This is a genomic window from Achromobacter sp. JD417, from assembly GCF_041879325.1.
Lineage (GTDB): Bacteria > Pseudomonadota > Gammaproteobacteria > Burkholderiales > Burkholderiaceae_B > Achromobacter > Achromobacter mucicolens.
Map to the genome: position 1 here is coordinate 2,248,771 of NZ_CP087159.1, position 25,352 is coordinate 2,274,122.

Below are 25,352 nucleotides of genomic sequence, written 5' to 3' on the forward strand. Positions count from 1 at the left end.
ATACCCATCCCGGCTTGGAGAGACCCTATGTCAGACCTGCGTCTGCGGCCGCGCCGCGCCGTGCTGTTTTCCCTGCTGGCCCTTTGCGCCGGCGTTTCCGCCCCGGCGCTTGCCGCCGACGCCTATCCGGACAAGCCCATCCGCATGATCGTGCCTTACCCGCCCGGGGGCGCCACCGACGTGATCGGCCGCGTGCTTGCGCAGGAATTGACGGGCGCGCTGGGCCAGACCGTGGTGGTGGAAAACCGCGCGGGCGCTGCCGGCAACATCGGCGCGGACCAGGTCGCCAAGGCCCAGCCCGACGGCTACACGCTGCTGATGGGCGCGCTGACCAGCCACTCGATCAATGCCGCGCTGTACCGCGGGCGCGTCACCTACGACGTGGAAAAGAGCTTCGCGCCGGTGTCCATCGTCGGCACCGTGCCGCTGGTGTTCGTGGTGAATCCGTCGGTGCAGGCCAAGACGCTGCCCGAGTTCATCGCGCTGGCCAAGTCCAAGCCCGGCTACCTGACCATGGCCTCGGCCGGCAATGGCTCGCCCCAGCATCTGGCCGGCGAAATGTTCAAGCGCGCGGCGGGCGCCGACATCCTGCACGTGCCTTACAAGGGCAGCGGCCCGGCCATGACCGACCTGATGGGCGGACAGGTGCTGAGCATGATCGAAACGGTGCCTGCGGCGCAGGCCAACATCAAGGCGGGCAAGCTGCGCGCCCTGGCGGTGACCTCGCCGCAGCGCGTCGATGCGCTGCCCGACGTGCCCACCGCCGCCGAGGCCGGCCTGAAGGACTTCGAGGTCAGCTCGATGTTCGGCATCGTGGCGCCCGCCAACACGCCGGCGCCGGTCATCGAACGCCTGAATGCCGAGCTCAAGAAGATCCTGGCCAAGCCCGAAGTGAAGGCGTCGCTGCTGAACCAGGGCGCGATCGCCACGTGGACCACGCCTGCCGACGCCGGCAAGCGCGTGTCGGCCGAAGTGGCGCGCTGGACCAAGGTCATCGATGAGGCCGGCGTGAAGGGCGAATAAGCCCATTGCCGCGGGGGCGCCTTGCGCGCCATCTCCGCCATGCGCCGGAAACCCTCCAAGGGTTTCCGGCGTTGTCGTTTTTGCGGGTATTGAAAGGAAGCGAAATAATCGATTCCCGTCGCACGCCGGCTGCGCCGGGAAAACACCTGTATTTCAGACAATTGCAAAGCTGCGGGAATGGCTGTGCAATAAACCGCAATAAACAGGTTTGCACCGCCGCAAAGGTGGTTGACCCCAAATTCAGTAGCCCGTAATGTGTTTCGCGGGCCTTAGGACGGCGGGGGGATACCAATGACTGAGAACCAGGACGAAAAGTCGATCCTGCACACGCATTTCGGTACGCAGAGCCCATATTGGCGGTTATCCGCCGATAGCGATGCGATTGAACTCGCCGCAGTCAAGGGCGCGACCAATATCGCCATGGCCTTGCGCCCGGATCAGGCCGAGGCCGTGCGCAGCCTGACCGGCATCACGTCCAGCGTGCGCATCGACATCATGCTGTATGGCGATCTGCTGCACCTGCACCTGGTCGGCCGCAAGATCAATCCGAACGAATGGGCCGGCACCGCCTCGGCCCACACCGATACCGAATCCGTCGCCAAGGACCTCGTCGAAGGCCTGTCGTTCGCCGAAACGGTGGTATCGGAAGCCAATTCGGTCATCGTCATCGTCGACCAGAACGGCCGCGTGCAGCGCTTTAACAAGCTCAGCGAGGAATACACCGGCAAGCGCGAACAGGACATCGTGGGCCGCAGCGTCTTCGAGATGTTCATGACGCGCGAAGAAGCCATCGCCTCGCGCCGCAATATTGCCGAGTTCTACAAGCGCGGCCAATCGTATGAGGTCGAGCGCACGATCAACACCGTCAAGGGTCCGCGCCTCTTTTTGTTCCGCAACAAGTTCGTCACCAGCGGCAGCGGGGAAAAGCGCGTCTACCTGATCTGTTCGGGCACGGACATCACGGAAGAGCGTCAGGCGCAGGAACGCCTGCGGGTGCTTGCCAACACCGACATGCTGACCAACCTGCCCAACCGGCACGCGATCACGTCGCGGTTGAAGGCCGCGCTGGACGCCGGCCGGGAAGGGCGGGGCGGGGTGCTGTTCCTGGACCTGGACAACTTCAAGCGCATCAACGACCACTACGGCCACGGCTTCGGCGACCGGCTGTTGAAAGCCGTGGCCGTCGCCATCTCGAACTGCCTTTCCGATGGCCAGACGCTGGCCCGCCTGGGCGGCGACGAATTCATCGTGCTGCAGGAAGAGGCGCAGGCCTGGCAGCTGGAGGCCACCGCGCAGCGCATCATCGACCGGCTGCGCGAGCCCTTCCGCCAGGGCCTCATCGAGGTCTACACCAGTTGCTCCATCGGCATCGCCATGTACCCCGACCACGGGGCCGACCTGGACAGCGTGGTGCGCAGCGCCGACATCGCCATGTATGTGGCCAAGGAAGCGGGCCGCCATACGTACCGCGTGTTCCAGCCCGACATGGACCGCCGCAACGCGGACTACGTGTGGCTGGACACCAATCTGCGCAAGGCGCTGGCCGAGAATCATCTGATGCTGTACTACCAGCCCAAGCTGGTGGGACGCACCGGCGAGGTGGACGGCGTGGAAGCGCTGGTGCGCTGGCGCTCTCCGGAGCGCGGCATGGTCGGACCCGACACCTTCATTCCGTATGCCGAGGAGTCGGGCCTCATCTCGCCGCTGGGTGTCTGGGTGATGCGCGAAGCCGCGCGGCAGGCGGCGGCCTGGAAGCGCGACGGCCTGAACCTGCGCATCGCCATCAACATGTCGGCCCGCCAGCTGGACGACAAGGGTGTGGTCAGCGAATTCATGCGGGCCATCAACGACGCCAGCCTCAATCCCTGCCTTCTCGATATCGAACTGACGGAAAGCTGCCTGATCGACGATGAAGACGCCGCCATCGAACTCATCAAGCAGTTCCGGCAACTGGGCGCGCGCGTGCACCTGGACGACTTCGGCACGGGCTATTCGTCGCTGTCGCAGCTGGCGCGCATTCCGCTGGACGCGATCAAGCTCGACGCCAGCTTCGTGCGCGGCGTGAACGAGAATCCGGTGTCGCAGGCGCTGGCGCGCGCCATCGTCGCGGTGGCGCGCACGCTGGAGCTCAAGGTCATCGCCGAGGGCGTGGAAACCCAGGAAGAAACGGTTTTCCTGGACACCCTGGGCGTGGACGCCAAGCAGGGCTATCTGTACGCCAAGCCCATGCCGGCGCAAGAGCTCACCGCCTGGCTAGCGCAACGCCGCCGGCTGCATCTCATCGCGTGACGCAACCGGCGGCGCGCCGCCGGATCAGTGCATGGTGGCCACTTCGGTGGCTTCCGAGCTGCCTGCCGTGCGGCGGTTCTGCGCCATCACCAGCCGTTCCATGTAGGCGCGGTCCTTCGGATCGATGGAGAAGGCCGCCTCGACCCAATCCTCGGTGATATCCATCAGCTCGGAACGCGACAGGCTGAGCACGCGCTGGCGGGCGCGCAGCATCGCGCGCATGCCGTTGAGCTTGGGGCGCATGACGTCGATGAAAGTGCGCGTGGCCTTGTAGGCGTCGCCCGGCTCGAACAACACGTCGACCAGGCCGCGGCCGTGATACCACTCGGCGGTGTGCGATTCGCCGGTGCCGATCAGCTCTTCGGCCAGCTTCATGCCCGAGCGGCGCGCGACCAGCGAATAGCCGCCCATGCCGGGAAACAGGTTGAACGCCATTTCGGGAAAGCCCATGCGCGCATTGTTCTGCGCCAGCACGAAGTGGTGGGCCAGCGCGGCCTCGAAGCCGCCGCCCAGCGCGGTGCCTTCGATCATGGCCAGCGAGATGGCGCCGGTATCGAAACCGCGCGTGGCGGCATGTACGCAGTCGACGCAGGCGCGGGCATAGGCCCGAAGCGCCTCGCGCTTGCCGGTGCGGATGGCCTCGGCGAAAAAGTTCAGGTCGCCGCCAACGTTGTAGATCTGAGGCACCAGCGAACCGGTGACCCAGAAGTCGATGGGCAGGCCGGAATCCTTGGCGGCGCGCGCCAAGGTCATGATCTCGTCGATGAGTTCATGGTTAAAGCACGGGCGCGGTTGCGCGCGCAGCATCATCCACATGACACGGCGACCTTCCTCGTAATACGCGGAGATCTGCTTCAGATTGCCTGCGGCGGTAAAGGGGTGGCAGTCCGGATGAATGAGTTGATTCATTGCTTTCGTCCAATCGATCAAGGTGAGTCGGAGTACTGCCGGGTCAGGCTAAACCACGGCTTAGGCACTCCGTCTCATGCAAACCTCGTCCAACTGGCCAGACTTTTCCGTAATGCAAAGTCCGGAGCGCGCGATCGGAAAATCTGAAAACCCGCAACGGCCCCTCGGTCCATCGGCCGAGGTGCGCATGGGTAGAACGGATGAGGACAGCAGCAAATATGCGGCGTTCAACGCCGTGAAAGAAAAACCCGGCCGACTGGCCGGGCTCGTGCATTGGGATGAGAGCGCGCCGCAGGAAGGCGTCGGCGCTGACGAAAAATTTTCAGGCCACGCCGCCATTGGCGCGCACGATCTGCCCATTTACCCACCCGCTGTCCGGTCCCGCCAGAAACGAGACGATGCCCGCGATGTCATCCGGTTGGCCCAGGCGTTCGAGCGGCGGCATCTTGGCGTAGTGCTCGATCAGCTCGGGGCTCTTGCCCTTGAAGAACAGCTCGGTGGCGACGGGGCCGGGGGCGACGGCATTCACCCTGATCTGGCGGCCGCGCAGTTCCTTGGCAAAGACCTGCGTCAGGCTTTCGACGGCGGCCTTGCTGGCGATGTAGACCGAGTAGCCGGGCAGGTTGAGCGCGACGGTGGTGCTGGACACATTGACGATGCTGCCGCCATCGGCAAGGCGGGCGGCCGCCTCGCGCAGGGTGTTGAAGGTGCCGCGGGTGTTGATGTCGAACGTCCGGTCGTACAGGTCGTCGCTGGTGTCCGCCAGCGGCTGCACCTGCAGCACGCCCGCGCTGTTGACCAGCACGTCCAGGCGGCCGAATTCGGCCGTGACGGCATCGAACATCGCGCGCACCGCATCCGGCTTGGAGACGTCTGCACGCACCGCGAGGGCGCGTCCGCCGACCTGGCGGATGTCGGCGGCCAGGGCGTCGGCGTCTGCCGCGCCGGACGCATGGTTGATGGCGACGGCAAAGCCGTCATTGGCCAGGCGGCGCACGATGGCGGCGCCGATGCCGCGCGATCCGCCCGTGACGAGGGCAACGCGTTGGGAAGCTTGGTCGGTCATGCGATCTCTCCGTGAAAGGGTGAGGCGTATGATCGACTATTCCGTTCGAAAGATAATTAGGCGGCGTTTGCTAAGATAATTTCATTTGCTTTAACAATTGGCCCGTACGGCGGGCAGCCAAAGGCATGGATCGATTCCAGGAAATGCAGGTGTTCGTGCGCATTGCAGAGCGCGGCAGCTTTACCAAGGCCTCCGATGACCTGCGCATTCCGCGTGCCACGGTGACCAACCTGATCAAGCGCATGGAGGCCCGGTTGGGCGCACGCCTGCTCGAGCGCACCACGCGCCAGGTGCGGCTGACGCATGACGGCGAGGCCCACTACCGGCGGTGCGTGCGGCTGCTGGCCGACCTGGAGGAAGCCGATGGCGCGTTCCTGGATACGGCCCCCAAGGGGCTGCTCAGGGTCAATGCGCAGGGCACGCTTGCCCGCTTTTTCGTGATGCCCGGCCTGCCGGACTTTCTGAAGCGCTATCCCGACATTGCGCTGCACTTGGGCGAAGACGACCGGCTGGTGGACCTGGTGCGTGAAGGTGTGGATTGCGTGCTGCGGGCGGGCGTGCTGCAGGATTCGACGCTTGTCGGGCGGACGATCGCGCAGATGCCGCAGGTAACGGTGGCCAGCCCCGCGTATCTGGCTCGACATGGCATGCCGGACAGCGTGCAGGCGCTGGAAAAGCACCTGGCCGTGGACTACGTGTCCAGCGCCACGGGCCGCGCGGCGCCGCTGGATTTTTGGGTCGATGGCCGCATCGTGCAGGTGCGCCCGCGCGCGGTGGTCAGCGTGAGCGGCGCCGAGCTTTACACCAGCGCGGCATTGGCGGGCCTGGGTATGGTGCAGGTGCCGCGCTATCGCGTGGAACGCGAACTGGCGGCGGGGCACTTGAAGATCGTGCTGCCCCAGGCGCCGCCCGCGCCGATGCCGGTGTCGGTGTTGACGCCGCAGAACCGGCAGGTGCCGGCGCGGGTGCGCGTGTTCACGCAGTGGCTGGCGGGCGTGTTTGCCGCCGCCTTCGATCAGACGATGCCGGTCAGGTAGAACACGCCGATCACCAGGAACACCGACATCGTCGATATCAGGGTGATGGCGAAGATATCGCCATAGGACTGGCGGTGCGTCAGGCCCGTGACGGCCAGCAGCGTGATGACCGCGCCGTTGTGCGGCAGCGTGTCCATGCCGCCGCTCGCCATCGCAGCGACCCGGTGCAGCACTTCCATGGGAATGCCGGCCGCCAGGGCGCCGTCGATAAAGGTCTGCGACATCGCGGCCAGCGCGATGCTCATGCCGCCGGAGGCCGATCCGGTGATGCCGGCCAGCGTCGTCACCGCCACCGCTTCGCCGACCAGCGGATCGGGAATGGCTTTCAGGGCCTGCGCCACCAGCAGAAAGCCCGGCAGTGCGGCGATGACGCCGCCGAACCCGTACTCGGCCGCGGTGTTCATCGAGGCCAGCAGCGCGCCCGACACGGCGCTCTTGCTGCCCTCGGCAAAATGCGACTTGATGGCGCGAAACGAGAACAGCAGGATGGTGACGATGCCCGCGATCAGCGCACCCATCACGGCCCACAGCGCCACCTGCTCGTCCGCGTTGACGGGCAGGGGCTTGGGCAGGCCGGGCAAGTTCACTTCGGAACCGGCCGGATACCAGCCCGGGATCCAGCGCGTCAGCAGAAAGTTCATCACACCCACCACCACCAGCGGCAGCAGCGCGATCAGCGGATGGTGATTGCGTTCGGCGGGGGGCGTGGCGGGTTCGTTGCGCAGGTCCGTGCCGTAGGTCTCGCCGGCCGCGGCGGCGCGCTTGCGGCGCCATTCCAGGTAGGCGATGCCCGCGGTCAGCGTGAACGTGGCGCCGATGAGGCCCAGCCAGGGTGCGGCCCAGGTCGTGGTCTCGAAGAAGGTCGTCGGAATGATGTTCTGGATCTGCGGCGTGCCCGGCAGCGCCGTCATGGTGAACGTGAAGGCGCCCAGCGCAATCGCGCCCGGCATCAGACGCTTGGGGATGCCGCCCTGGCGGAACATCTCGGCGGCGAACGGGTACACCGCGAACACCACCACGAACAGCGACACGCCGCCGTAAGTCAGCACCGCGCAGACCAGCACGATGGCCACGATGGCGCGCTCGGCCCCGATCAGCCGCAGCACCGCTTGCACGATGGCGCGCGAAAAGCCCGATAGCTCGATCAGCTTGCCGAACACGGCGCCCAGGAGGAACACGGGGAAGTAGAGCTTGGCAAAGCCCGCCATGCGCTCCATGAAGATGCCCGAGAACACGGGCGCCAGCGCGGACGGGTCCGTCAGCAGCACCGCGCCCATCGCCGCAATGGGCGCGCAAAGGATCACGCTATAGCCTCGATACGCCGCCAGCATCAAGAACGCCAACGCCGCCACCACGATGAACAATCCGGTCATTCGGTACTCCAGGAATGAAGAGACAAGGGGTGTGGGGCTACACCTTAACGTATCGGGCGGTCAGCGCGCTGCCATCAAGTCGGCCGCCTTATGCGCCAGTTCCGCGACGCCGAAACTGGTGGCCAGTGCGTGGTCATCAAGATCGGCCAGGGACACCCAGCGCGCGTCGCGGGCATCGTCGCCGGCGACCGGTTTGCCGGACACCCAGCGGCACAGCACCGCGATCAGGATGAAGTGGCGGTGCAGGGCGCCTGCGTCGTCGCGGTCGAACACGTCGACGGCGTCGAAGACGTGCAGCGGCTCGGCCGTGACGCCCGTTTCTTCCAGCAACTCTCGCGCGGCCGCATCGGGAAGGCGTTCGCCCGCATCGATCTTGCCGCCCGGAAACGCCCAGCGGTCCTGATCGGGCGGATTGGCGCGGCGCACCAGCAGCACGTGGCCGTCGCGCACGACGGCGGCGATGGTGGCGGCGATGGGGCGCGGGGCGGGTTGGGTCATGCGGGTCTCCAGCGGCAGTCAGGCATGCGGCAAGGATACGCTGGTCCGGTCACACCTCTTCGATGCGTTGGCTGGGGGCGAACGGCGTGCCCAGGCCGAGCAGCGCGTAGATACGTTCGGTGATGCGCTGGCGCCGTGTCGGCCTGCCCATGCGCCACCGCATGTCGAGCCACAGAAGCGGCAGCGCAAAGCACAGCCATACCACCAGGAACATCCCCAGGATGAAAAGCGCGAGTTCCGGAAAATCGCCCTGTAGCGCGTCGGCGTCCATGAACCAGGTCAGGCCAATCAGAAACAGCCAGACCGCAAGCATCAAGCCGCCGATGGCCTTGAGCAGGGGCGCGCGCTGGTTCATGCCGACGCCGACCGGCGTGTCGCGGCCCGGAATGGCGCGGAATCGCAGATGACACAGGTAGGCCCGCCCGTCCTCCAGATTGCGCAGCGCATACACCGCATGCGGTTCGCCCGGAACCGGCTGGGCGTTGACGGCCATTTCAACGGCATCGTCCTGCGCCAGGAACGGCTGCCAGCTTCCCAGCGATTCATCGACCGTCATCAGGAACGGGCGGCCCTGGATGGAAAAGCGATAGTGGCCGTAGGTCGGGCCTTTGTGCACATGCCGCGTTTCATGCGTGATCCCGTCAAGCTGCCCCCGGATCAGGAGCAGGGGCGGATCGCCATCCTGCGTCAGCGCAGCGGGTTCCTGCCGGGGACGCGGGGCGGCTGGCGCAGCTGAAGCGGCCACCATGGCCGCTGGCCGCCGGGCGGGATCGAACTGCGCCTCGCTGGCGAGAATGCGTGGCCGCTCGCGGCGGTTGTGCCAGAGGACATGCAAGGCATTCGCGGCAAGTACCAGCCCCATCAACGCGATCACCAGCGCGAACACCATCAGGAATACGCGCGGCAGCGTCGCGATCCCGGACAGCCACGCCGCACCCAGCGCGGTCACGCCCACGGCGCCGCAGATCGCGGCCTCGCGCCCGCTACGCCGTTGCGCGGTCTGGTAGGTGAGCGGAGCAATGGGATCGCCCTGCGCCGGCACGGCCCAACAGAAGCGGTTCAGGCCATGCTGGGCCTCCAGCACGCCAATGCGAACGGCCGTGCCTTTGTCGTGGAAGGCGCGCAACTGGGCGATGTGCGATGGGTCCAGCCCGGGACCCCAAATGGTTTGCGCGCCGACCCGCAGGAAGACATCGTTTCGCCAGACTGGCGTTGCGAGCCGGATCTGGTCAATCTTTCCCTCGATGATGCGGGCTGCGCGGTGTGGCATGTCGGAGCGGCGAAGGCAAAGCCGAAAGGATAACGCGGCGGGCGTTTCCCGCGACGGGCGTTACCCGCCGCGGTTGCCATCAGCCGCGTCCGCGCGCCGCGTCCGCCCGCCGCGGGACCGCCTGCCGCGCTACTTCTTCACCAGCGGGCACGTCGACCGGGACAGCGGCATGAAGGCCTGGTCGCCGGGCAGCGTGGCCACCAGCTTGTAGTAGTCCCACGGCCGCTTGGATTCCGACGGCTTTTTCACCTCGAACAGGTACATGTCGTGGACCATGCGGCCGTCCTCGCGGATGCGGCCGTTGGTGGCGAAGAAGTCGTTGATGGGGGTGGCCTTCATCTGCTTCATGACGGCAGTGGGTTCGTCGGTGCCCGCCGCCTGCACGGCTTTCAGGTAGTGCATCACCGACGAATACGTGCCCGCCTGGCTCATGTTGGGCATCTTCTTGAGCTTGTCGTAATAGCGCTGCGACCAGGCGCGGGTCTGGTCGTTCATGTCCCAGTAGAAGGCTTCCGTCAGCGTCAGGCCCGCGGCGGCGTCCAGGCCGATGGCGTGGATGTCGTTGATGTACAGGAGCAGGCCCGCCATCTTCTGCCCGCCCTTGGTCAGCCCGAATTCGCTGGCTGCCTTGATGGCGTTGACCGTGTCGCCGCCCGCGTTGGCCAGCCCGACGATCTGCGCCTTGCTGGCTTGCGCCTGCAACAGGTACGAGGCAAAGTCGCTGGAACCCAGCGGGTGGCGCGAGGCGCCCAGCACCGTGCCGCCGTTGGCCTTCACGACGTCGGTGGCCGAGGCCTGCAGCGTGTGGCCGAACGCGTAGTCGGCCGTCAGGAAGTACCAGCTCTTGCCGCCTTGCTCGACGGTGGCGCGCGCGGTGGTGTTGGCGAGCGACCAGGTGTCGTAGGTGTAGTGCACGGAATAGGGCGAGCACAGGTCGTTGGTGATGCGCTCGGTGCCCGGTCCGCTGAAGACGACGATCTTCTTCTTTTCGCGCGCCACTTCCAGCACGGCCAGCGCGGGGGCGGAGCCGGCGACGTCCATGATGGCATCGACCTTCTGGGTGTCGTACCACTCGCGCGCCTTGGCGGCGGCGATGTCGGCCTTGTTCTGGTGGTCCACCACCAGCAGGTCCACCTTCTTGCCCAGCACGGTCCCGCCGAAGTCGGCGATCGCCATCTCGGCGGCGGTGGCGCTGCCCTTGCCGGTCACGTCGGCATAGACGCCGCTCATGTCCAGGATCAGGCCCAGCCGCACGACGTCGTCAGAGACGGCGGGCGCAGGCGACTGCGCGTGCGCGCCGGCGGCGGCAGCTATCGCCGTGGCGGTAAACAATTGGATGATCTTGCTGCGGCACTGCATTGAAATCCGGGTCTTGTCGGCATGCTTCATGGTTGTCTCCCTGTATGCCGGATTCTTTTCGGATAGTGCGGGCGCGTGTCCTGGTTTTATTGATCTGGCGCCTTGTTTGTGGTGCGGACGGCGGTGGTGGGCAATGGGCGGGCGATGGTCTCCTTCATGCGGTTTCGCGAGCGGGTCAGCGGCTGGTGAGCAGGTCGAATTCCATCCGCACCTTGCGAAACGGAAATTCCAGCCGCGCGAAATACACCACGCGGCCGTCGATGCAGGCATAGCGGCGCAGTTCGGCCACCGGCGAGGACACGGGAATCTGCAGCGATTCGGCCGACTCCTGGCCCGCCTCGATCACATTCAGGACCTGGCGCGCCTCGGAGATGCGCGCCCCGTAGAACTGGTCCAGCACGGGCGCGACGGTGCTCTTCTGGATGCGGGCGCGATGCTTGCGAAAGAGGCCGCTGTCCAGAAAGACCTCGCTATAGCAGAAAGGGCCGGCATCGGTCGTGTGGATGCGCCGCAGGTACTGAAAGCTGCCGCTGCGGTCGGCGCCGCACGGCATGCCCAGCGTGTCGGGCAGCGGGGAGTCGGCGTTGGACTCGACCAGCGACACCGTGCCCAGCTGGTTGCTCAGCTCGACGGTTTCAGCCCAGGTCTTGGGAATGAGCAGCGTGGGCGTTTCCGGCAGCTCGGCGTTCACGAAGGTGCCCGACCCGCGCGAGCGCCGGATGAGGCCGTCCTCTTCCAGCAGGCCGAACGCCTGGCGGATGGTCGCGCGCGAGATGCCGTAGGTTTCCATCAGCGATTCCAGCGGCGGAATCTGCTGTCCGGGCCGCCACGTCCGGTTCTGGATGTGGCTGCGAAACAGCGCGGCGGCCTGCAGATAAAGCGGCTGGGGACTGCGCGAAAAAAGCTTGCGGGCGGGCATGGCGGGCGGAGGGTTATGACGCGGAACCCGAGAGCATAGCGTCCGCCATCTCGCGCAGCCGGTGCTTCTGGATCTTGACCGAGTTGGCGCTCTCGACCGACGGAAAGGCGTCCAGCACGGTAAACCCGGCGGGCGCCTTGAAACCCGCCATGGCCGCCTTGCACGCGGCGGTCCAACCGGCCGGGTCGGCCTGGGCGCCCGCGTGCAGCAGCACGAAGGCGTAGGGCACGATCTTGCCGTGGCGCGTGGCGCCCACCACCTGGCAGGCGCGCACGCCCGGCAGGGTTTCGACGACCTGCTCGATCTCCACCGGATTGACCAGAAAGCCCGAGAGCCGCAGCGAATCCCCCATCCGGGTCTGGAACACGAATTGCCGGTCGGTCAGCGTATAGCCCAGATCGCCGGTCTTGAAGTAGCCGTCGGCCGTCAGGGCGGCGCGGGTGGCGTCCGGATTGTCCAGGTAGCCGAGCATCAGGCTGGGCGACAGGATTTCGATCTCGCCGGACTGGCCGTGCGGCAGCACCTGGCCGCTTTCGGGATCGCGGGCCCGCACGCGGGCGCCCGGGTAGATCAGCGTGCCGCCGGGCTGGTGCCGCGCCGACACGTCGCCTTCGGCGGGATCGCGGGGCTGGCCGGCCACCAGCGCGATCAGTTCGCTGGAGCCATACAGGCCGGTGAGCGGCACGCCGGCCGCGCGGGCCAGGTCCAGCATGTTGTCCAGCGCGGGCGTGAAGCTGGCAAACCCGAACAACTGGACGGACGAGAACTTGCCGGGCGCGGCGGCCTGCATCATGCCGACCAGGGCCTCATTGTTGGCGTAGGTGTGCGTGACGGCGTGGCGGGCGATGGCGCGTGCCGATTGGGCCGCATCGAAAACGGGCGCGCAGACGACGGGCACGCCGCGGGCCAGACCGCCCACCAGCGTGGCAAACCCGAAGGCGCCGCAGAATGGCGCGCTGGCCAGCACGCAGGCCCGGTCGTCGTAGCCGAACGCCTGCGCGACCATGGCGCCGTGCCGCAAGAGGGTCTTCTGGTCGTGCAGGACGAACTTGGGCTTGGAGGTGGTGCCGGATGTGGTGAAGCACAGCACGCCGGCATTGGGGTGGGCGGCGGGCGTGGGGTCGGCACAGGCCAGAAGCGCGTCGTACCGGTGCACCGGCTTGCCGTGCAGCGATGCCGGGGGCAGTTCGTCCGGTCCGGCCAGGGCGACCGCGCCCTGCAACTGCTCCGCATCCACGGGCGCCACGCCATCCAGGATGCCCTGGAAGTCGATGCCCTTGAAGTCGGGCCAGTACACCAGCCAGTCGGCGCGGCCGCGGCCCAGGATGTCGGCCACCTCCACCGACCGGAAGCGGGTGTTGACGGCCAGCACCAGCGCGCCCAGATGCGCGCACGCCAGAAAGGTTTCGACCCAGGCGGCGCAATTGGGCAGCCAGACGGCGACGCGGTGGCCGGGCTGCACACCGATGCGGGCAAGGCCGGCCGCCAACGCGCGGCTGCGCGCGCGCAGGTCGGCAAGACGCAGCGGCTGGTCGCGGTCGATCAGCGCAATGGCATCGGGCTGCCGGGCCGCCAGCGCATCCAGGTGTTGGGAGAACGTGGAGTGGGACAGCGGCATGGCTTACACCGTGGCAATGGGTGTCACGGGCGAACCCACCGCGCCGGGCATGCGCAAGGGCGGGGCGGTCAGCAGGAACCGGCTGCGGCCGTGGGCGTGAAGCCAGTCGGCCAGGTCCTTCAGGTACCACAGCTCGGCCAGCGGCACCCCCAGCTTGAACAGGCAATGATGGTGCAGCGGCAGAATGGAGTGGCCCGGGCCGGTGGTGCGCGCGGGATAGGCCTCCACGGCATAGTTGTCGGCGCAGATCGCCGCAATGCCGGACTGCGTGATCCAGTCGAGCAGAGCGGGGTCGGACCCGTCCAGCACCGCGCCGGTTTCCTCAAGCTTGTGCGGATCGGGCTGGCCGTTCATGGCCACGATGGCTTCGGCGAATCCGGTCCGCAGCACCAGCATGTCGCCGGCCTCGGGCACGGCGTCCTGCTCGCGCATGGCAGCCTGTAGCTGGTCATGGCCGACGAGGGTGCGGCCGGGGCCAAACGCGCGGGCCAGATCGACCAGCACGCCGCGGCCCTGCATGCCTTTTTCGGCGTAGCGGCTGACGCTGAGCTTGCGCGCAAAGGAGCCGCCCGGCGGGCAGCAGGGGGCTTGCGCGTTGTCGGGATCCGCGCCGCCAAACACGTCCACGCCGGCTGCGTAGCCGTTGTAGTAGACGCGGCGCGCCTGGCCGTCTCCCTGGATGTCGAACATCGCGCCCACGTGGCACAGGCCGTCCCATTGCGTGGAGTACTGCATGGACAGGGTGACCTGATCGTCCGACAGCACGTCGACCGCCTCGGGCTGCACCTGCGACATGGCGAAGTTCAAATAAGGCGTGCCCTCGCGGAAGGTGGGCTTGAGCGTGGGCGCGTGACGGCGGGGATTGAGGACGTTGCCGCCGGGCAGATCCAGCGGCAGCGACAGGCAGAAGACCTTGCCGGCTTGCACTTCGCGCACCGCCTGCAGCACCTTTTCCTCGGTCAGGAGGTTCAGGCGGCCCAGTTCGTCGTCGGGGCCGAAGTCGCCCCAGGTGGAACCTTCGGGGCGTTGCGTCCAGCGTTTCATCTGCTTGTCTCCTGTCGGTTTTCTATGTTCTTATGAATATAGTACGTATTTACGTACTTTAAAAAGAAATCCGCAATCAGCGGGTTCGATAGGAGACGAGACCATGACGCATTTGCCGCAGCCGCGCGCCGGATGGCGCATTGCCCTTGCCGCGCTGGCCGTTCTGGCGCTACCCGCAGCCCACGCAGCGGGCTATCCCGAGCATCCCGTGACCGTCGTCGTGCCGTATCCGCCCGGAGGCGGCGCAGACCTCTTTGGCCGCGCCATCGCCAACGCGTTGCAGCCCGGCCTGAAGCAGACGGTGCTGGTCGAGAACAAGCCGGGGGCGGGCGGCAATATCGGCATGGCGTACGTGGCCCGAGCCAAGCCGGACGGCTACACGCTGGGACTGGGCACGATCGGCACGCAGACGATCAATCAGTTTCTCTACAGCAACATGCCGTTCGATCCCGAACGCGACCTGGTGCCGATCGCGCTGGTGTCGACCACGCCAAACGTCATCGCGGTGAGCGCCAAGTCGCCGTACAAGACGGTGGCGGACGTGATCCGGGCCGCCAAGCAGTCGCCGGACAAGAAACTGACGTACGCATCGCCGGGCATCGGCTCGTCCGTGCACCTGACCGGCGCGTACTTCGAGGCCATGGCCGGGGTGACGATGCTGCACGTGCCGTTCAAGGGCTCGTCGGCCTCGCTGCCGGCGGTGGCGGGCGGGCAGGTGGACCTGCTGTTCGACAACCTGCCGGGCGCGCTGGCGCAGATCAAGGACGGCAATCTGGTGCGCGGGGTGGCCGTGACCTCGGCCGCGCGGGATCCGTCGGTGCCGGACTTGCCCACGGTTGCCGAGTCGGGGCTGCCGGGTTTTGACGTGACGGCGTGGTTCGCGCTGTACGCGCCGCGCAATACGCCCCAGCCGGTCGTCGACCAGTTGATCGCCGCCGCGCGCAGCGGGTTGCAGACGCCGGCCATCGCCGCCAACTTCGCCACCATGGGCGCCAAGCCGGGGACGCTGTTCGGCGCGGATCTTGCCGCATTCGAAGCCGCCGAACGCAAGAAGTGGGGCGGACTCATCAAAGACCAGGGAATCAAGGCGCAATGAACCCACGCATCGCTCTCGTCACTGGCGCCAGCCGGGGAATCGGCCGCGCCATCGTGGCGCGCCTGATCCAAGACGGCTTTCAGGTCGTCAATTTCAGCCGTACGTCGCCCAAGACGCTGCTGCCGGGGGAAACGTTCCGGTCGGTGGACCTGTGCGACGCGGCCGCAACCATTGCCGCCGCCCGCGAGCTTGCGGCGCGGCAGCCGGTGCTGAATCTGGTCAACAACGCGGGCATGATCCAGGTCGCCAACATCGAGGACATCACGCAAGAGGAACTGGCGCGCACGATGGCGCTGAACCTGACCGCGCCGATCCTGCTGATGCAGGCGCTGCTGCCAGGGATGCGGCAGGCGAAGTATGGGCGCGTGGTGAACATCGGCAGCCGGGCCGCGCTGGGCAAGGGCGGGCGGTCGGTGTATGGGGCGTCCAAAGCCGGGCTGGCGGGCATGACTCGGACCTGGGCGCTGGAGCTGGCGGGCGATGGCATCACGGTGAACACCGTGGCGCCGGGGCCGGTCGCGACCGAGCTGTTCAATCAATCCAATCCGCCGGGTGCGCCGAAGACGCTGGCGCTGGAGGCGGCGATTCCCGTGGGGCGGGTCGGCCAGCCGGATGAGGTGGCGCATACCGTGTCGATGTTCCTGGATCCGCGTGCCGGGTTTGTGACGGGGCAGGTGCTTTTTGTTTGTGGGGGGATGTCGGTGGGGTTGGTGGGATAGATTGGAGTGCTATTGCTGGTAATGGATTGGGTTCTTTAGGCGCCCGGCGCGGCGTGGGCCTGGGGCGGGCGGGGCTCCGATTGCGGTCCGGAGCCTTCGCTCCGGACTGCCCCGCGCTCAACCTCGTACGCCTTCGGCTCCCTTCGGTTTCCGCCGGGCGCATCTAAACGCCCCGCCCACCCCAGGCCCACGCCGCACCGGGCTCTACGGTTGAATCTTTACGGGTGCCGGGGCGAGTCGGGTTCTTAAGGTTCTTGCACGCAGTCGTTTGGAAGAGAAGCATCTTGCGGGGCCCGCCCCCGGGCGGCCGCGCGGGCGGCCTTCGTGGACTTACGCTGCGTCTTGCGTCGTCGCGATGGCGCTCCGCGTGTGGCTGCTTCTGCTACTGGTGTTTGACACTCTGTCCGAAGTGTCTGACACCCTGGTGAGATTCGCTTCATACCAAGTTCATCTACCAAGGGTGTCAGACACCGGCAGCGGCGGACGATCGGTGGCCGTGCAGAGGTGCTGCCCCGACCACGGGGACCGCAACGTCGGGCGGCCTACGACGATCTCACGCGGCCTTGCCGTTATTGCCGGGGGCGCTTGGGCACCGGGCCCACGTGTTGCTCGACGGCCTTCCTTGTCATCTTGCCGGCGCTCTCCAAGGCGTCGGCACGCTCCTCGCGCAGGCGCCGCAGGACTTCGGTGGGCGCGACGCCGAAGTGGGCCGCGAACTTGCGTTGGAAGGTGCGGCGCGACATCTGGCAGGCGTCTGCCATGTCGTCCACCGACCAGCGGGCCGATAGCCGCGCTTCCATTTTTTCGATTAGTTCGCGAAACGGCGCGGCCACGCGGTCTTGCAGCCGCAGCGTCTGGCTGTATTGGCGCTGGTCGCCGTTGCGGCGCATGAAGACGACGAGGCGGCGCGCGACCTGTTGGGACAGCGCGGCGCCGAAGTCGCGCTCGATGAGCGCCAGCGCCAAGTCGATGCCGGCCGTGACGCCGGCTGACGTCCAGTATTTGCCGCTTTCGATGAAGATGCGGTCGTCGTCGACGCGCAGGCCGGGGTAAAGCTGGCGCAGCCGGTCGGCCGAGCGCCAGTGTGTGGTGACCGCGCGGCCGTCCAGCAGTCCGGCCGCCGCCAGTACGAACGCGCCGGTGCAGACGCTGCTGGTGCGGCGCGTGCCGGCGTCGCGCCGCCGCAGCCAGGCGCGCGTTTCGCCGTGCGCCGCGGCCCGGTCGACGCCGGGGCCGCCGGGCACGAGCAGCATGTCGATGGGCGCATCGCCGTCGGCCTCGAAGGTGCCGTCGACCTGCATGCGCAGCCCCTGTTCCCACGTGGCGACGATGGGCGTCGCCGCGATGGTGTGCAGGGCGTACAGCTGGCGGCCCGACTCTTCGTTGGCCGAGCTGAAGGCCTGCCACGGTCCGGCCAGGTCAAGCGGCTGGAAACCGTCGTACAGCACGAACATGACGCGTTGTGGCGCGATTGGCGCATTTGGCGCGCATTCTGGCGCGCCGTGCGTGGCGCGTTCGCCTATGCTGGGTTCTGGCGTTTCCATGGGAGCATCGTCATGAAGGTGAATATCGTCTTGTTCGAAGGGCTGACCCAGCTTGATATGACCGGGCCGTACGAAGTGCTGGCGAACGCGCCGGGATTTACGGTGGATTTTGTCGCAAAAACGATGGAACCGGTGCGTTGCGACCGGGGATTGTGCTTCGTGCCCACGCAGACGATCGCGTCGGCGCAGCCTTGCGACTTGCTGGTGGTGCCGGGCGGTCCGGGCACGGATGACGCCATCGTCGACCCAGAATGGGTGGATTTCACACGCCGGCAAGGGCAGGGCGCCAAGTATCTGTTTGGCATCTGCACGGGTTCCTTGCTGCTGGGCGCGGCCGGGTTGCTGCGGGGCAAGCGGGCGTCCAGTCACTGGCGCGCGCGGGAACTGCTGTCCCGTTTCGGGGCCACGCCGAGCGACGAGCGCCTGTGCGTGGATGGCAACGTGTTCACCGCGGGCGGCGTGACGTCGGGGATCGACATGGGGTTGAAGGTGGTGGCGGCACTCTGCGGCGAGGACGTCGCCAAGCTGATCCAGTTGCAAATCGAGTACGACCCGAAGCCGCCGTTCCCGGGCGGCACGCCGAAGACGTCGGACCCGGCGATCGTGGAACGCTATCTGGCGATGTCGCAGGCGCGTTTCGAGCGGCGCCGCGCGGCGGTGGACAGGGCGGCGGCGGCCATGCCCTGACCGCGCCGCGCCAGCATCACTTTCCGAAGGCGAACGAGGCAGCGTCCACGTCGTCCGCCTGCGCGGGCGGGGGAACGGCGCCGTCTTCCAGGAGTTCGGCCGGATCCAGGCCCTTCGTCAGCTCCAACGCCTGACGCTCGAACAGGCGCCGGTACAGGCCGCCCTTCAGGCGGATCAGCGCGTCATGGCTGCCTTCCTCGATCACGCGGCCATGGTCCATGACCAAGAGGCGGTCCAGCGCGCGGACCGTCGACAGGCGGTGCGCCACGACCAGCGTCGTGCGGCCTTCCATCAGGCGGTCCATCGCGCGCTGGATCAGCACCTCGCTTTCGCTGTCCAGGCTGGACGTGGCTTCGTCCAGGATCAGGATGGGCGCGTCGGCCAGGAATGCGCGCGCAATGGCCACGCGCTGGCGTTCGCCGCCGGACAGCTTGACGCCGCGTTCGCCCACCAGCGTGTCGTAGCCCTTGGGCAGCGCCATGATGAAGTCATGCGCGCTGGCCAGCCGGGCCGCCTGTTCGATGTCGGCCTGCGACGCACCGGGCCGCGCGTAGGCGATGTTCTCCGCCAGCGTCCGGTGAAACAGGACGGGCTCCTGCTGCACGATGGCGATCTGGCTGCGCAGCGACGCCTGCTTTACCTGGGCGATGTCCTGTCCGTCGATAGTGATGCGCCCGCCGTTCACGTCATACAGGCGCTGGATCAGCTTGATGAAGGTGGTCTTGCCGGAACCCGAGTGGCCGACCAGGCCCACGCGTTCGCCCGGCGCGATCCGCACCGAGAACCGGTCGTACAGCGCGGTGTGGTGCGACCCGTAGCGGAACGTCACGTCCTCGAAGCGGATCTCGCCCGCGGTCACGGCGATGGCGCCCGCGCCCGGCCGGTCTTCCACGCCAAGCGGCTGCTTTTCCAGCGACACCAGTTCCTCCATGTCGTTGACCGACCGCTGCAGGTTGCGGATGTGCATGCCGACGTCGCGCAGATAGCCCTGCAGGACGAAGAACATGGTCAGCGTGAACGTGATGTCGCCCACGCTGGCCTGGTTGCGCGACCACAGCAGCAGCGACGCGCCCAGGATGGACGCCTGCATGGCCACCAGCATCGCGCCCTGGATGCCGCCGTTGAACGTGGCGCGGATCCAGGTGCGGCGCGTGCGCCGGCGCCACTTGTCGATGACCCGGTCAAGGCGCGCTTCCTCACGCGTCTCCGCGCCAAAGGCCTTGACCACGGCGTTGCAGCTGACGGCGTCGGCCAGCGCGCCGCCCATGCGCGTGTCCCAGGCGTTGCCCAGGCGCGCCGCGGGCGCCACATAGGCCAGCGACAGCGTGGCGGTGACGGCGATGTACAACACCGAGCCCAGGCCCACCACCAGCCCCATCAGCGGCCAGTGCGCGCCCAAGAGGGCGGTGGCGCCCACCAGCATGACGACCGACGGCAGCAGCGCCACCAGCAGCGTGTCGTTCAAGAGGTCCACCGCCCACATGCCGCGCGTGATCTTGCGCACCGTCGAGCCGGCGAAGCTGTTGGCATGCCAGTCGGTGGAAAACCGCTGCACGCGGTAGAACGCGTTGGAGGCGATGCCGTTCATCATCTTCAGCGTGAAGGTGATGATGTTCTGGAAGACGGCCTGGCGCAGCAGCGTGCCGCCCACGCCCAGCGCGACCAGCAGCCAGAAGGCCGTGATGGCGGCATTCCAGGCAAGCTGGTCGCCGGCCGCGCCCGACGCCACGGCGTCGACAAGACGGCCGGCGTACATCGGCGTCAGCACGTCGGCCACGGCGGACAGCAGGGCTAGCGCCACGATAACCACGATGCGCAAGGGTTGCCGGCCCCAATAACGGAAGGTAAAGCCCAGGACATCCTTGAAGGCCTGTCCTCGAAAGTCGATTTTTTTTCTAGCCATTGCCATGGTCTGGCGGGACGAACGCGCCAGGTTCCTTGTAAGGAAAGAGGGGAAAACACGCCGGGCGCCTGTTGGGCGCTGGCCACTGCGTTCAAGGGTTCAGATAGGCACGGCGGACCGGTCGCCAGATAGGGAACTGGCGACGGGCCCGCGCGGGCGACGACTTAATGGCGTCGCGGGGACACGCGCGGGACGGCGTTCGGCATGGGGTACATCATGCAGCCTCCCTGTCGGTGGGTGAGGGGAAAAAAAGAATGGGCAACGGCCCGAATTGCCGATTCTATCGAAGTGATGTAGGCGAATCAACGGGCCGTGCGAGGGGACGGAAGGGGCTGTCGGTTTTTTTCAACGCGGCGCTAGCCGGCCTGCGACGCCGCGGCCGCATAGCCGCCCTGATGGCTTGCCAGCCGCGCATACACGCCTTGCTTGCGCAGCAGCTGGTCATGCGTGCCGGACTCGGCCAGCGTGCCGCGGTCCAGCACCAGGATCAGATCGGCGTCACGGATGGTGGACAGCCGATGCGCAATCACGAGCGTCGTGCGGTGGCGCATCAGCACGTCCAGCGCGCCGCGCACCTGCATTTCCGATAGCGTGTCCAGGTGCGAGGTGGCCTCGTCCAGAATCAGCACCGGCGCGTTCTTCAGGAAGGCGCGGGCGATCGAGATGCGTTGGCGCTGGCCGCCCGACAACTGCATGCCGCGTTCGCCCACGCGCGTGGCCAGACCCTCGGGCAGGCGCTTGACGAAGTCGGCCAGCGCCGCCTGTTCCAGCGCGCGCATCAGGTCTTCGCGGCTGGCCTCGGGGCGGGCCAGCCGGATGTTGCCTTCGAGCGTGTCGTTGAACAGGTAGGTGTCCTGCGTCACCAGCGCCACGCGCTCGCGCAGGCCGTCGAGCCTGAGCTGGCGCACGTCCACGCCGTCCAGCTTGACCGCGCCTTCGCGCGGGTCCCAGAAGCGCAACAGCAGACTGGCCACCGTGCTCTTGCCGGCGCCCGAGGCGCCCACGATCGCCACCGTGGCGCCGGCCGGCACGGTGAAGCTGAGGTCGTGCAGGGTGTCCTGGCGCTTGCCGGGATAGGCAAAACTGACGCGATCGAAGGCGAGCGACAGGCCATGGGCCGCCACCGGCGCGGGCAGGGGGCCGTCCACGACCGGTTCGGGTTCGTTGGCCACCACGTGCAGGCGGCGCGTGGCGGCGATGGTGTCGGCCAACTGCCGGCTGACCTGCGAGATCTCCGACACCGGCAGGAACGTGGCCAGCGCAATCAGCACCAGCAGGGGCAGCATGCCGGCGGACAGCGCGCCCGCCTGCACCTGCAACGCGCCCACGACCGCCACGGCAAGGCCGCCCAGGCCCATCGCGGTTTCGAACCAGGCGGTCTGGCGCGACAGGTCGCGCAGAATGGCAAGACGCCGCGCGCGGTAATGGTCAGCGACCTTCAGGAACTGGTCGCGGCGCCGGCCCGTGGCCTGGAAGGCGGTCAGGTCCGCCAGGCCCTGGATGGTGTCGGTGGTGTGGGCGCTCATTTCGCCCAATGCCTGGCGCGCCTTGTCGCCCAGGGCGTCCACGCGCTGGCGGCCGCGCACCGGCGACAGCAGCGCGTAGGCCAGGAAGGGCAGCAGCGCCAGCGCGACCGGCCAGCTGTAGAACCCCAGAAAGCCCAGCACGGACAGCGGCACCAGTACCGACACGATGGCCGGCGCGATGGTGTGCGCGTAGAAATACTCCACCATCTCCACGTCTTGGGTGGCCAGCGCCACCAGGTCGCCGGAGCGGCGCTGCAGCAGATAGGCGGGCGCCAGCCGTTCGAGCTTGTCGTAGAGCTTGACGCGCATGTCGGCAAGCAGCTGATAGGCCATCGCGTGCGCCAGCCACGACTCCAGCCAGTGGAAAAGGGCGGCCAGCGGCGCGGCGATCAATAGGCCAGCGACCAGCGCGCCGGTCTCGCGGCCATCGCGGATGGCGGCCACGATGAGGGCGCTGAACACGCCCACGCCGATGAAGGCGGCAACGCGTGCCACGCCCAGCAGGATGGTCGCAATCAGCGTGCCGCGCCACGGCCGCACCACCGACAGCAGCGTGCCCAGCGTGGCGCGCCAGCCGACCTGATCGGCGTCGGCGTCCAGCGAGCGCAGGGCGGGGCCCTGGCCGTTGCCGTCGTCTGGCACAGCCGCCGGCGCCGTGTCGGGCCGCGCGGCGGGCATCGTGCCCGCCGCGGGATTCCGATGCGCGGCGGCCTGTTCGTGCATCAGCCGGTGGTACAGCCCGCCTTGGCGCATCAGTGCGGCATGGGGGCCCGATTCCGCCACGCGGCCCTGGTCCAGGACCAGGATGCGGTCGGCGCCGATCACGCTGGCCAGGCGGTGGGCCAGGATGAGCGTCGTGCGGCCGGCCATCAGACGGTCAAGCGCCTGCTGGATCAGCGCCTCGTTCTCGGTGTCCACCGACGACAGCGCCTCGTCCAGGATCAGGATGGGCGCATCGCGCAGCAAGGCCCGGGCGATCGCCACGCGCTGGCGCTGGCCGCCCGACAACTGCAAGCCGCGTTCGCCGATGCGCGTGGCGTAGCCGTCGGGCAGCGCCATGATGAAGTCGTCGATGTTGGCGGCGCGCGCAGCCGCGCGCACTTCGTCCTGGGTGGCGTCTGGGCGGCCCAGCCGCAGGTTGTCGTCGATGGTGCCGTGAAACAGCGTGATGTCCTGGCTGACCAGCGCAAAGTGCGACAGCAGGAACTGCGTGTCCAGCGTGTTGATGTCGTGTCCGCCGATCCGCACCACGCCACCTTGCGGCACGCATTCGCGCAGCAGCAGCCGCACGATGGTGGACTTGCCCGCGCCGCTGGGGCCGACCACGCCAACCCGCTCGCCCGCCGCGATGCGAAATGCCAGGCCCTGGTGGGCAGCGCGTTCGGGCGTATACGAAAACGCCACGTCGTCGAATTCGATGGTGGGCGCCAGGCGGGCGGCGTCCGCTCGCACGGCGCCCGCTTCCACGGCGGTGTCCGGGGCGGGCGTCAGCGGTTGGGCGTCCATCAGCGCGTGGATGCTGGCGGCGGCCGACTGGCCCAGCATGCCCCGGTGCAGCACCGCGCGCAGGTCGCGCAGCGGCCGGAAGATCTCGGTGCCCGCCATCAGCACGATCAGCAGCGCCTCGACGCTCATGTCGCCGGCGGCGACGCGCCACGCGCCCAGCGTCAGCGCCAGCGCGGCGCCCAGCGCCACGCCCAGGTCGCTGATGCCGCGCGTGAGCAGGCTGACGGACAGGACCCAGAAGGTGTTCTCCGACAGGCTGCGCGCGCGGGCGGCCAGCCGTTCGCCCCAGGCCTTGCCCTGGCCATATGACTTGAGCGTGGGCAGGCCCTGCACGGCGTCCAGGAATTCTTCGCCAAATTCGTTCAGCGACCGGCTGCGCGCCAGGCTGGCGCGCCGGTCCAGCATGTGCACCGCCATCGGCCCGAACAGCGCGAACAGCGCCGCGGCCAGGAACACCAGGGCGGTCGGCACGTCCCAGAATGCGATGACGGCAAAGATCGCGAACGGCGCGGCCGCGGCGATGGCGACCTGCGGCAGGTACTGTCCAAAGAACGTCTGCAACTGTTCGACGCCGTCCACCACGGTGAGCATGACGCCGCCGGTGCGCTGGTTGGCGAACCACGCTGGCCCCAGCGCGACGATGCGGTCGTAGAGGCGCGCGCGCAGCGTGTGCTGGATGGCGGCCGACGTGCGGTTGGCCTGCACCGTGCGCCAGTCGTCCAGGAACGCGCGCAGCAGCACCATGGCCGCCACGCACAGCGCGGGCGCCGCCCAGTCCTGCCACGGCGCACCGTCGAACACGCGGGCCAGCAACTGGCCCAGGAACACGTAGCGTGCAATCCCGGCTGCCAGGGCCAGCAGGCCCAGAAAGATGCCGCCCGCCATGCCGGCGCGCAGACCCTCGGTCAGGCGCCACAGCCTCGAATCGAAATACATAGCCATTACTCCATCCAGAGCCTGCATGGTCCCCGATCCGGCCTGCATGCGAAAGCGATGAATTTTCAATCAAGGGTTGAGATAAACTCAACCGATGTCCGACGCCTCCACCCGCACTCCGCCGCTGGCCGCCTTGCGCGCCTTCGAAGCCGTGGCCCGGCTGGGCAGCCTGAGCCGCGCTGCCGCAGAGCTGAACGTCACGAAAAGCGCCGTCAGCCATCAGTTGCGGGCGCTTGAGGCCGATCTGGGGGCGCCGCTGCTGCGCCGGGGCGGCACCGTGCGGCGCGCCGAGACCACGGAAGCGGGCGCCGCGCTGCTGGCATCCGTACAACAGGCCTTGACCCTATTGGAGACGGCCTGCCGCAATGTCCGGGCCAGCGCCCGCGGCAAGCGGCGCTATACGTTGAACGTGTCCGCCAACCCGTCGCTGGCCGCGCTGTGGCTGGCGCCGCGCATCGGGCGGTTCATCGAACTGCATCCGGACATCGACATCCAGGTGTATCTGCACGCCAGCCAGGATCCGGCCTGGAAAACCCAGGACATCGATCTGGCCTTCCTGCACGTGCGCGCGATGGGACCGCACATCGCCGCGCCCGGCGACATCCCGCTCATGACCGAAACCGTGGTGCCGGTGTGCAGCCCGGCGCTGGTGCCCGAGGCCGAGCGCAACGATCCGGGCGTGTTCCTGCGTCATCGCTGGCTGGAGGAAAAGCACATCGACAGCCCCGAGACCGACTGGCGCACGTGGCGTCCCAGGCTGGGCCTGGCCCCGGACGACTGGCAGGACCCGATGGTGCTGAGCGGCCTGAGCACCGTGGTGGCCGCCGCGGCGGCGGGCGTCGGCATCGCGCTGGGCCGCGCGCCGCTCATCGACGAAGACCTGGCGAGCGGCCGGCTGGTGCCGTTGGCGCCCCACCTGCGCATGGCGGGTTCGTGGGGCTATGTGATGCGCATCCACGCCAACCGGCCGATGGATCCTTCGTTGCCGGCGCTGGTGGAGTTCCTGGCCGAGGAAGGCCGCCGCGCGTAG

At 67.7% G+C, this 25,352-nt stretch carries 19 protein-coding genes; 7 read left to right on the plus strand and 12 right to left on the minus strand.

The features are described from left to right. Positions 1 to 27 precede the first annotated feature (27 nt). Together LN047_RS10350 and pdeR are read left to right on the plus strand one after the other, a co-directional pair. Positions 28 to 1,023, plus strand: coding sequence for a tripartite tricarboxylate transporter substrate binding protein (locus LN047_RS10350; RefSeq protein WP_056316251.1), 996 nt, complete (start codon positions 28 to 30; stop codon positions 1,021 to 1,023). 291 nt (positions 1,024 to 1,314) lie between these two features. Next, positions 1,315 to 3,312 carry a cyclic di-GMP phosphodiesterase gene (gene pdeR / locus LN047_RS10355; RefSeq protein WP_179688839.1) on the plus strand — a complete coding sequence of 666 codons (1,998 nt, stop codon included), beginning with the start codon at positions 1,315 to 1,317 and terminating at the stop codon, positions 3,310 to 3,312. 24 nt (positions 3,313 to 3,336) lie between these two features. On the opposite strand, the gene LN047_RS10360 is transcribed toward pdeR, so the two are convergent. Then, on the minus strand, positions 3,337 to 4,221 hold the full coding sequence (locus tag LN047_RS10360) for a crotonase/enoyl-CoA hydratase family protein (RefSeq protein ID WP_056316258.1): 885 nt from the start codon (positions 4,219 to 4,221) through the stop codon (positions 3,337 to 3,339). Between the two features lie 322 nt (positions 4,222 to 4,543). After that, positions 4,544 to 5,287, minus strand: a complete 744-nt coding sequence (locus LN047_RS10365) for an SDR family oxidoreductase (RefSeq protein WP_373981693.1) — start codon at positions 5,285 to 5,287, stop codon at positions 4,544 to 4,546. A gap of 125 nt (positions 5,288 to 5,412) precedes the next feature. On the opposite strand from LN047_RS10365, the gene LN047_RS10370 reads away from it, so the two are divergent. Further along, positions 5,413 to 6,324, plus strand: coding sequence for a LysR family transcriptional regulator (locus LN047_RS10370; protein WP_373981694.1), 912 nt, complete (start codon positions 5,413 to 5,415; stop codon positions 6,322 to 6,324). Here the strand turns inward: LN047_RS10370 and LN047_RS10375 are convergent. From LN047_RS10375 to LN047_RS10405, 7 genes are all read right to left on the minus strand, one after another. Then, positions 6,303 to 7,697 (minus strand): GntP family permease, encoded by a 1,395-nt coding sequence (locus tag LN047_RS10375; protein ID WP_373981695.1) that lies wholly within the window; start codon positions 7,695 to 7,697, stop codon positions 6,303 to 6,305. The two genes, LN047_RS10370 and LN047_RS10375, sit on opposite strands and share 22 nt — an antisense overlap. A 60-nt stretch (positions 7,698 to 7,757) precedes the next feature. Further along, a complete protein-coding gene (locus LN047_RS10380) occupies positions 7,758 to 8,195 on the minus strand; it encodes an NUDIX hydrolase (RefSeq protein WP_373981696.1) in 438 nt (145 codons plus the stop codon). A 49-nt stretch (positions 8,196 to 8,244) separates the two neighbouring features. Continuing rightward, positions 8,245 to 9,465 carry a hypothetical protein gene (locus LN047_RS10385; RefSeq protein ID WP_373981697.1) on the minus strand — a complete coding sequence of 407 codons (1,221 nt, stop codon included), beginning with the start codon at positions 9,463 to 9,465 and terminating at the stop codon, positions 8,245 to 8,247. A 129-nt stretch (positions 9,466 to 9,594) separates the two neighbouring features. Next, positions 9,595 to 10,824 carry an ABC transporter substrate-binding protein gene (locus tag LN047_RS10390; RefSeq protein WP_373982123.1) on the minus strand — a complete coding sequence of 410 codons (1,230 nt, stop codon included), beginning with the start codon at positions 10,822 to 10,824 and terminating at the stop codon, positions 9,595 to 9,597. 175 nt (positions 10,825 to 10,999) lie between these two features. Next, positions 11,000 to 11,743 (minus strand): GntR family transcriptional regulator, encoded by a 744-nt coding sequence (locus LN047_RS10395; protein ID WP_280021304.1) that lies wholly within the window; start codon positions 11,741 to 11,743, stop codon positions 11,000 to 11,002. A 13-nt stretch (positions 11,744 to 11,756) separates the two neighbouring features. Then, positions 11,757 to 13,361 (minus strand): AMP-binding protein, encoded by a 1,605-nt coding sequence (locus LN047_RS10400; RefSeq protein ID WP_373981698.1) that lies wholly within the window; start codon positions 13,359 to 13,361, stop codon positions 11,757 to 11,759. A gap of 3 nt (positions 13,362 to 13,364) precedes the next feature. Continuing rightward, positions 13,365 to 14,405 (minus strand): cyclase family protein, encoded by a 1,041-nt coding sequence (locus LN047_RS10405; protein ID WP_373981699.1) that lies wholly within the window; start codon positions 14,403 to 14,405, stop codon positions 13,365 to 13,367. Between the two features lie 103 nt (positions 14,406 to 14,508). On the opposite strand from LN047_RS10405, the gene LN047_RS10410 reads away from it, so the two are divergent. Together LN047_RS10410 and LN047_RS10415 are read left to right on the plus strand one after the other, a co-directional pair. Further along, the gene (locus LN047_RS10410; protein WP_223575278.1) at positions 14,509 to 15,501 is read left to right on the plus strand and encodes a tripartite tricarboxylate transporter substrate binding protein; all 993 of its coding nucleotides are present in this window, start codon (positions 14,509 to 14,511) and stop codon (positions 15,499 to 15,501) included. Continuing rightward, positions 15,498 to 16,220, plus strand: a complete 723-nt coding sequence (locus LN047_RS10415; RefSeq protein WP_373981700.1) for an SDR family NAD(P)-dependent oxidoreductase — start codon at positions 15,498 to 15,500, stop codon at positions 16,218 to 16,220. The genes LN047_RS10410 and LN047_RS10415 overlap by 4 nt, the downstream gene beginning before the upstream one ends. A 569-nt stretch (positions 16,221 to 16,789) precedes the next feature. On the opposite strand, the gene LN047_RS10420 is transcribed toward LN047_RS10415, so the two are convergent. Then, the gene (locus LN047_RS10420; RefSeq protein WP_373982124.1) at positions 16,790 to 17,674 is read right to left on the minus strand and encodes a GlxA family transcriptional regulator; all 885 of its coding nucleotides are present in this window, start codon (positions 17,672 to 17,674) and stop codon (positions 16,790 to 16,792) included. Positions 17,675 to 17,776: 102 nt separating this feature from the next. Here LN047_RS10420 and LN047_RS10425 point away from each other — a divergent pair, with 102 nt between their 5' ends. Further along, positions 17,777 to 18,451, plus strand: coding sequence for a DJ-1/PfpI family protein (locus LN047_RS10425; protein ID WP_226848855.1), 675 nt, complete (start codon positions 17,777 to 17,779; stop codon positions 18,449 to 18,451). 16 nt (positions 18,452 to 18,467) lie between these two features. Here the strand turns inward: LN047_RS10425 and LN047_RS10430 are convergent, their stop codons facing one another. Then, positions 18,468 to 20,354, minus strand: coding sequence for an ABC transporter ATP-binding protein (locus tag LN047_RS10430; RefSeq protein WP_063952517.1), 1,887 nt, complete (start codon positions 20,352 to 20,354; stop codon positions 18,468 to 18,470). A 356-nt stretch (positions 20,355 to 20,710) separates the two neighbouring features. Continuing rightward, a complete protein-coding gene (locus LN047_RS10435; RefSeq protein WP_373981701.1) occupies positions 20,711 to 24,322 on the minus strand; it encodes an ATP-binding cassette domain-containing protein in 3,612 nt (1,203 codons plus the stop codon). A 94-nt stretch (positions 24,323 to 24,416) separates the two neighbouring features. Between LN047_RS10435 and LN047_RS10440 the strand changes: the two genes are divergently transcribed. Continuing rightward, positions 24,417 to 25,352, plus strand: coding sequence for a LysR substrate-binding domain-containing protein (locus tag LN047_RS10440; protein ID WP_056316296.1), 936 nt, complete (start codon positions 24,417 to 24,419; stop codon positions 25,350 to 25,352).

Coding starts and splice junctions, on each gene's coding strand:
- LN047_RS10385 (WP_373981697.1), bottom strand. CDS start 9,465: ATGCCACACCGCGCAGCCCGCATCATCGAGGGAAAGATTGACCAGATC.
- LN047_RS10365 (WP_373981693.1), bottom strand. CDS start 5,287: ATGACCGACCAAGCTTCCCAACGCGTTGCCCTCGTCACGGGCGGATCG.
- LN047_RS10375 (WP_373981695.1), bottom strand. CDS start 7,697: ATGACCGGATTGTTCATCGTGGTGGCGGCGTTGGCGTTCTTGATGCTG.
- LN047_RS10390 (WP_373982123.1), bottom strand. CDS start 10,824: ATGCAGTGCCGCAGCAAGATCATCCAATTGTTTACCGCCACGGCGATA.
- LN047_RS10410 (WP_223575278.1), top strand. CDS start 14,509: ATGACGCATTTGCCGCAGCCGCGCGCCGGATGGCGCATTGCCCTTGCC.
- LN047_RS10430 (WP_063952517.1), bottom strand. CDS start 20,354: ATGGCTAGAAAAAAAATCGACTTTCGAGGACAGGCCTTCAAGGATGTC.
- LN047_RS10440 (WP_056316296.1), top strand. CDS start 24,417: ATGTCCGACGCCTCCACCCGCACTCCGCCGCTGGCCGCCTTGCGCGCC.
- LN047_RS10420 (WP_373982124.1), bottom strand. CDS start 17,674: ATGTTCGTGCTGTACGACGGTTTCCAGCCGCTTGACCTGGCCGGACCG.
- LN047_RS10405 (WP_373981699.1), bottom strand. CDS start 14,405: ATGAAACGCTGGACGCAACGCCCCGAAGGTTCCACCTGGGGCGACTTC.
- LN047_RS10435 (WP_373981701.1), bottom strand. CDS start 24,322: ATGTATTTCGATTCGAGGCTGTGGCGCCTGACCGAGGGTCTGCGCGCC.
- LN047_RS10395 (WP_280021304.1), bottom strand. CDS start 11,743: ATGCCCGCCCGCAAGCTTTTTTCGCGCAGTCCCCAGCCGCTTTATCTG.
- LN047_RS10400 (WP_373981698.1), bottom strand. CDS start 13,361: ATGCCGCTGTCCCACTCCACGTTCTCCCAACACCTGGATGCGCTGGCG.
- LN047_RS10380 (WP_373981696.1), bottom strand. CDS start 8,195: ATGACCCAACCCGCCCCGCGCCCCATCGCCGCCACCATCGCCGCCGTC.
- pdeR (WP_179688839.1), top strand. CDS start 1,315: ATGACTGAGAACCAGGACGAAAAGTCGATCCTGCACACGCATTTCGGT.
- LN047_RS10425 (WP_226848855.1), top strand. CDS start 17,777: ATGAAGGTGAATATCGTCTTGTTCGAAGGGCTGACCCAGCTTGATATG.
- LN047_RS10415 (WP_373981700.1), top strand. CDS start 15,498: ATGAACCCACGCATCGCTCTCGTCACTGGCGCCAGCCGGGGAATCGGC.
- LN047_RS10360 (WP_056316258.1), bottom strand. CDS start 4,221: ATGAATCAACTCATTCATCCGGACTGCCACCCCTTTACCGCCGCAGGC.
- LN047_RS10370 (WP_373981694.1), top strand. CDS start 5,413: ATGGATCGATTCCAGGAAATGCAGGTGTTCGTGCGCATTGCAGAGCGC.
- LN047_RS10350 (WP_056316251.1), top strand. CDS start 28: ATGTCAGACCTGCGTCTGCGGCCGCGCCGCGCCGTGCTGTTTTCCCTG.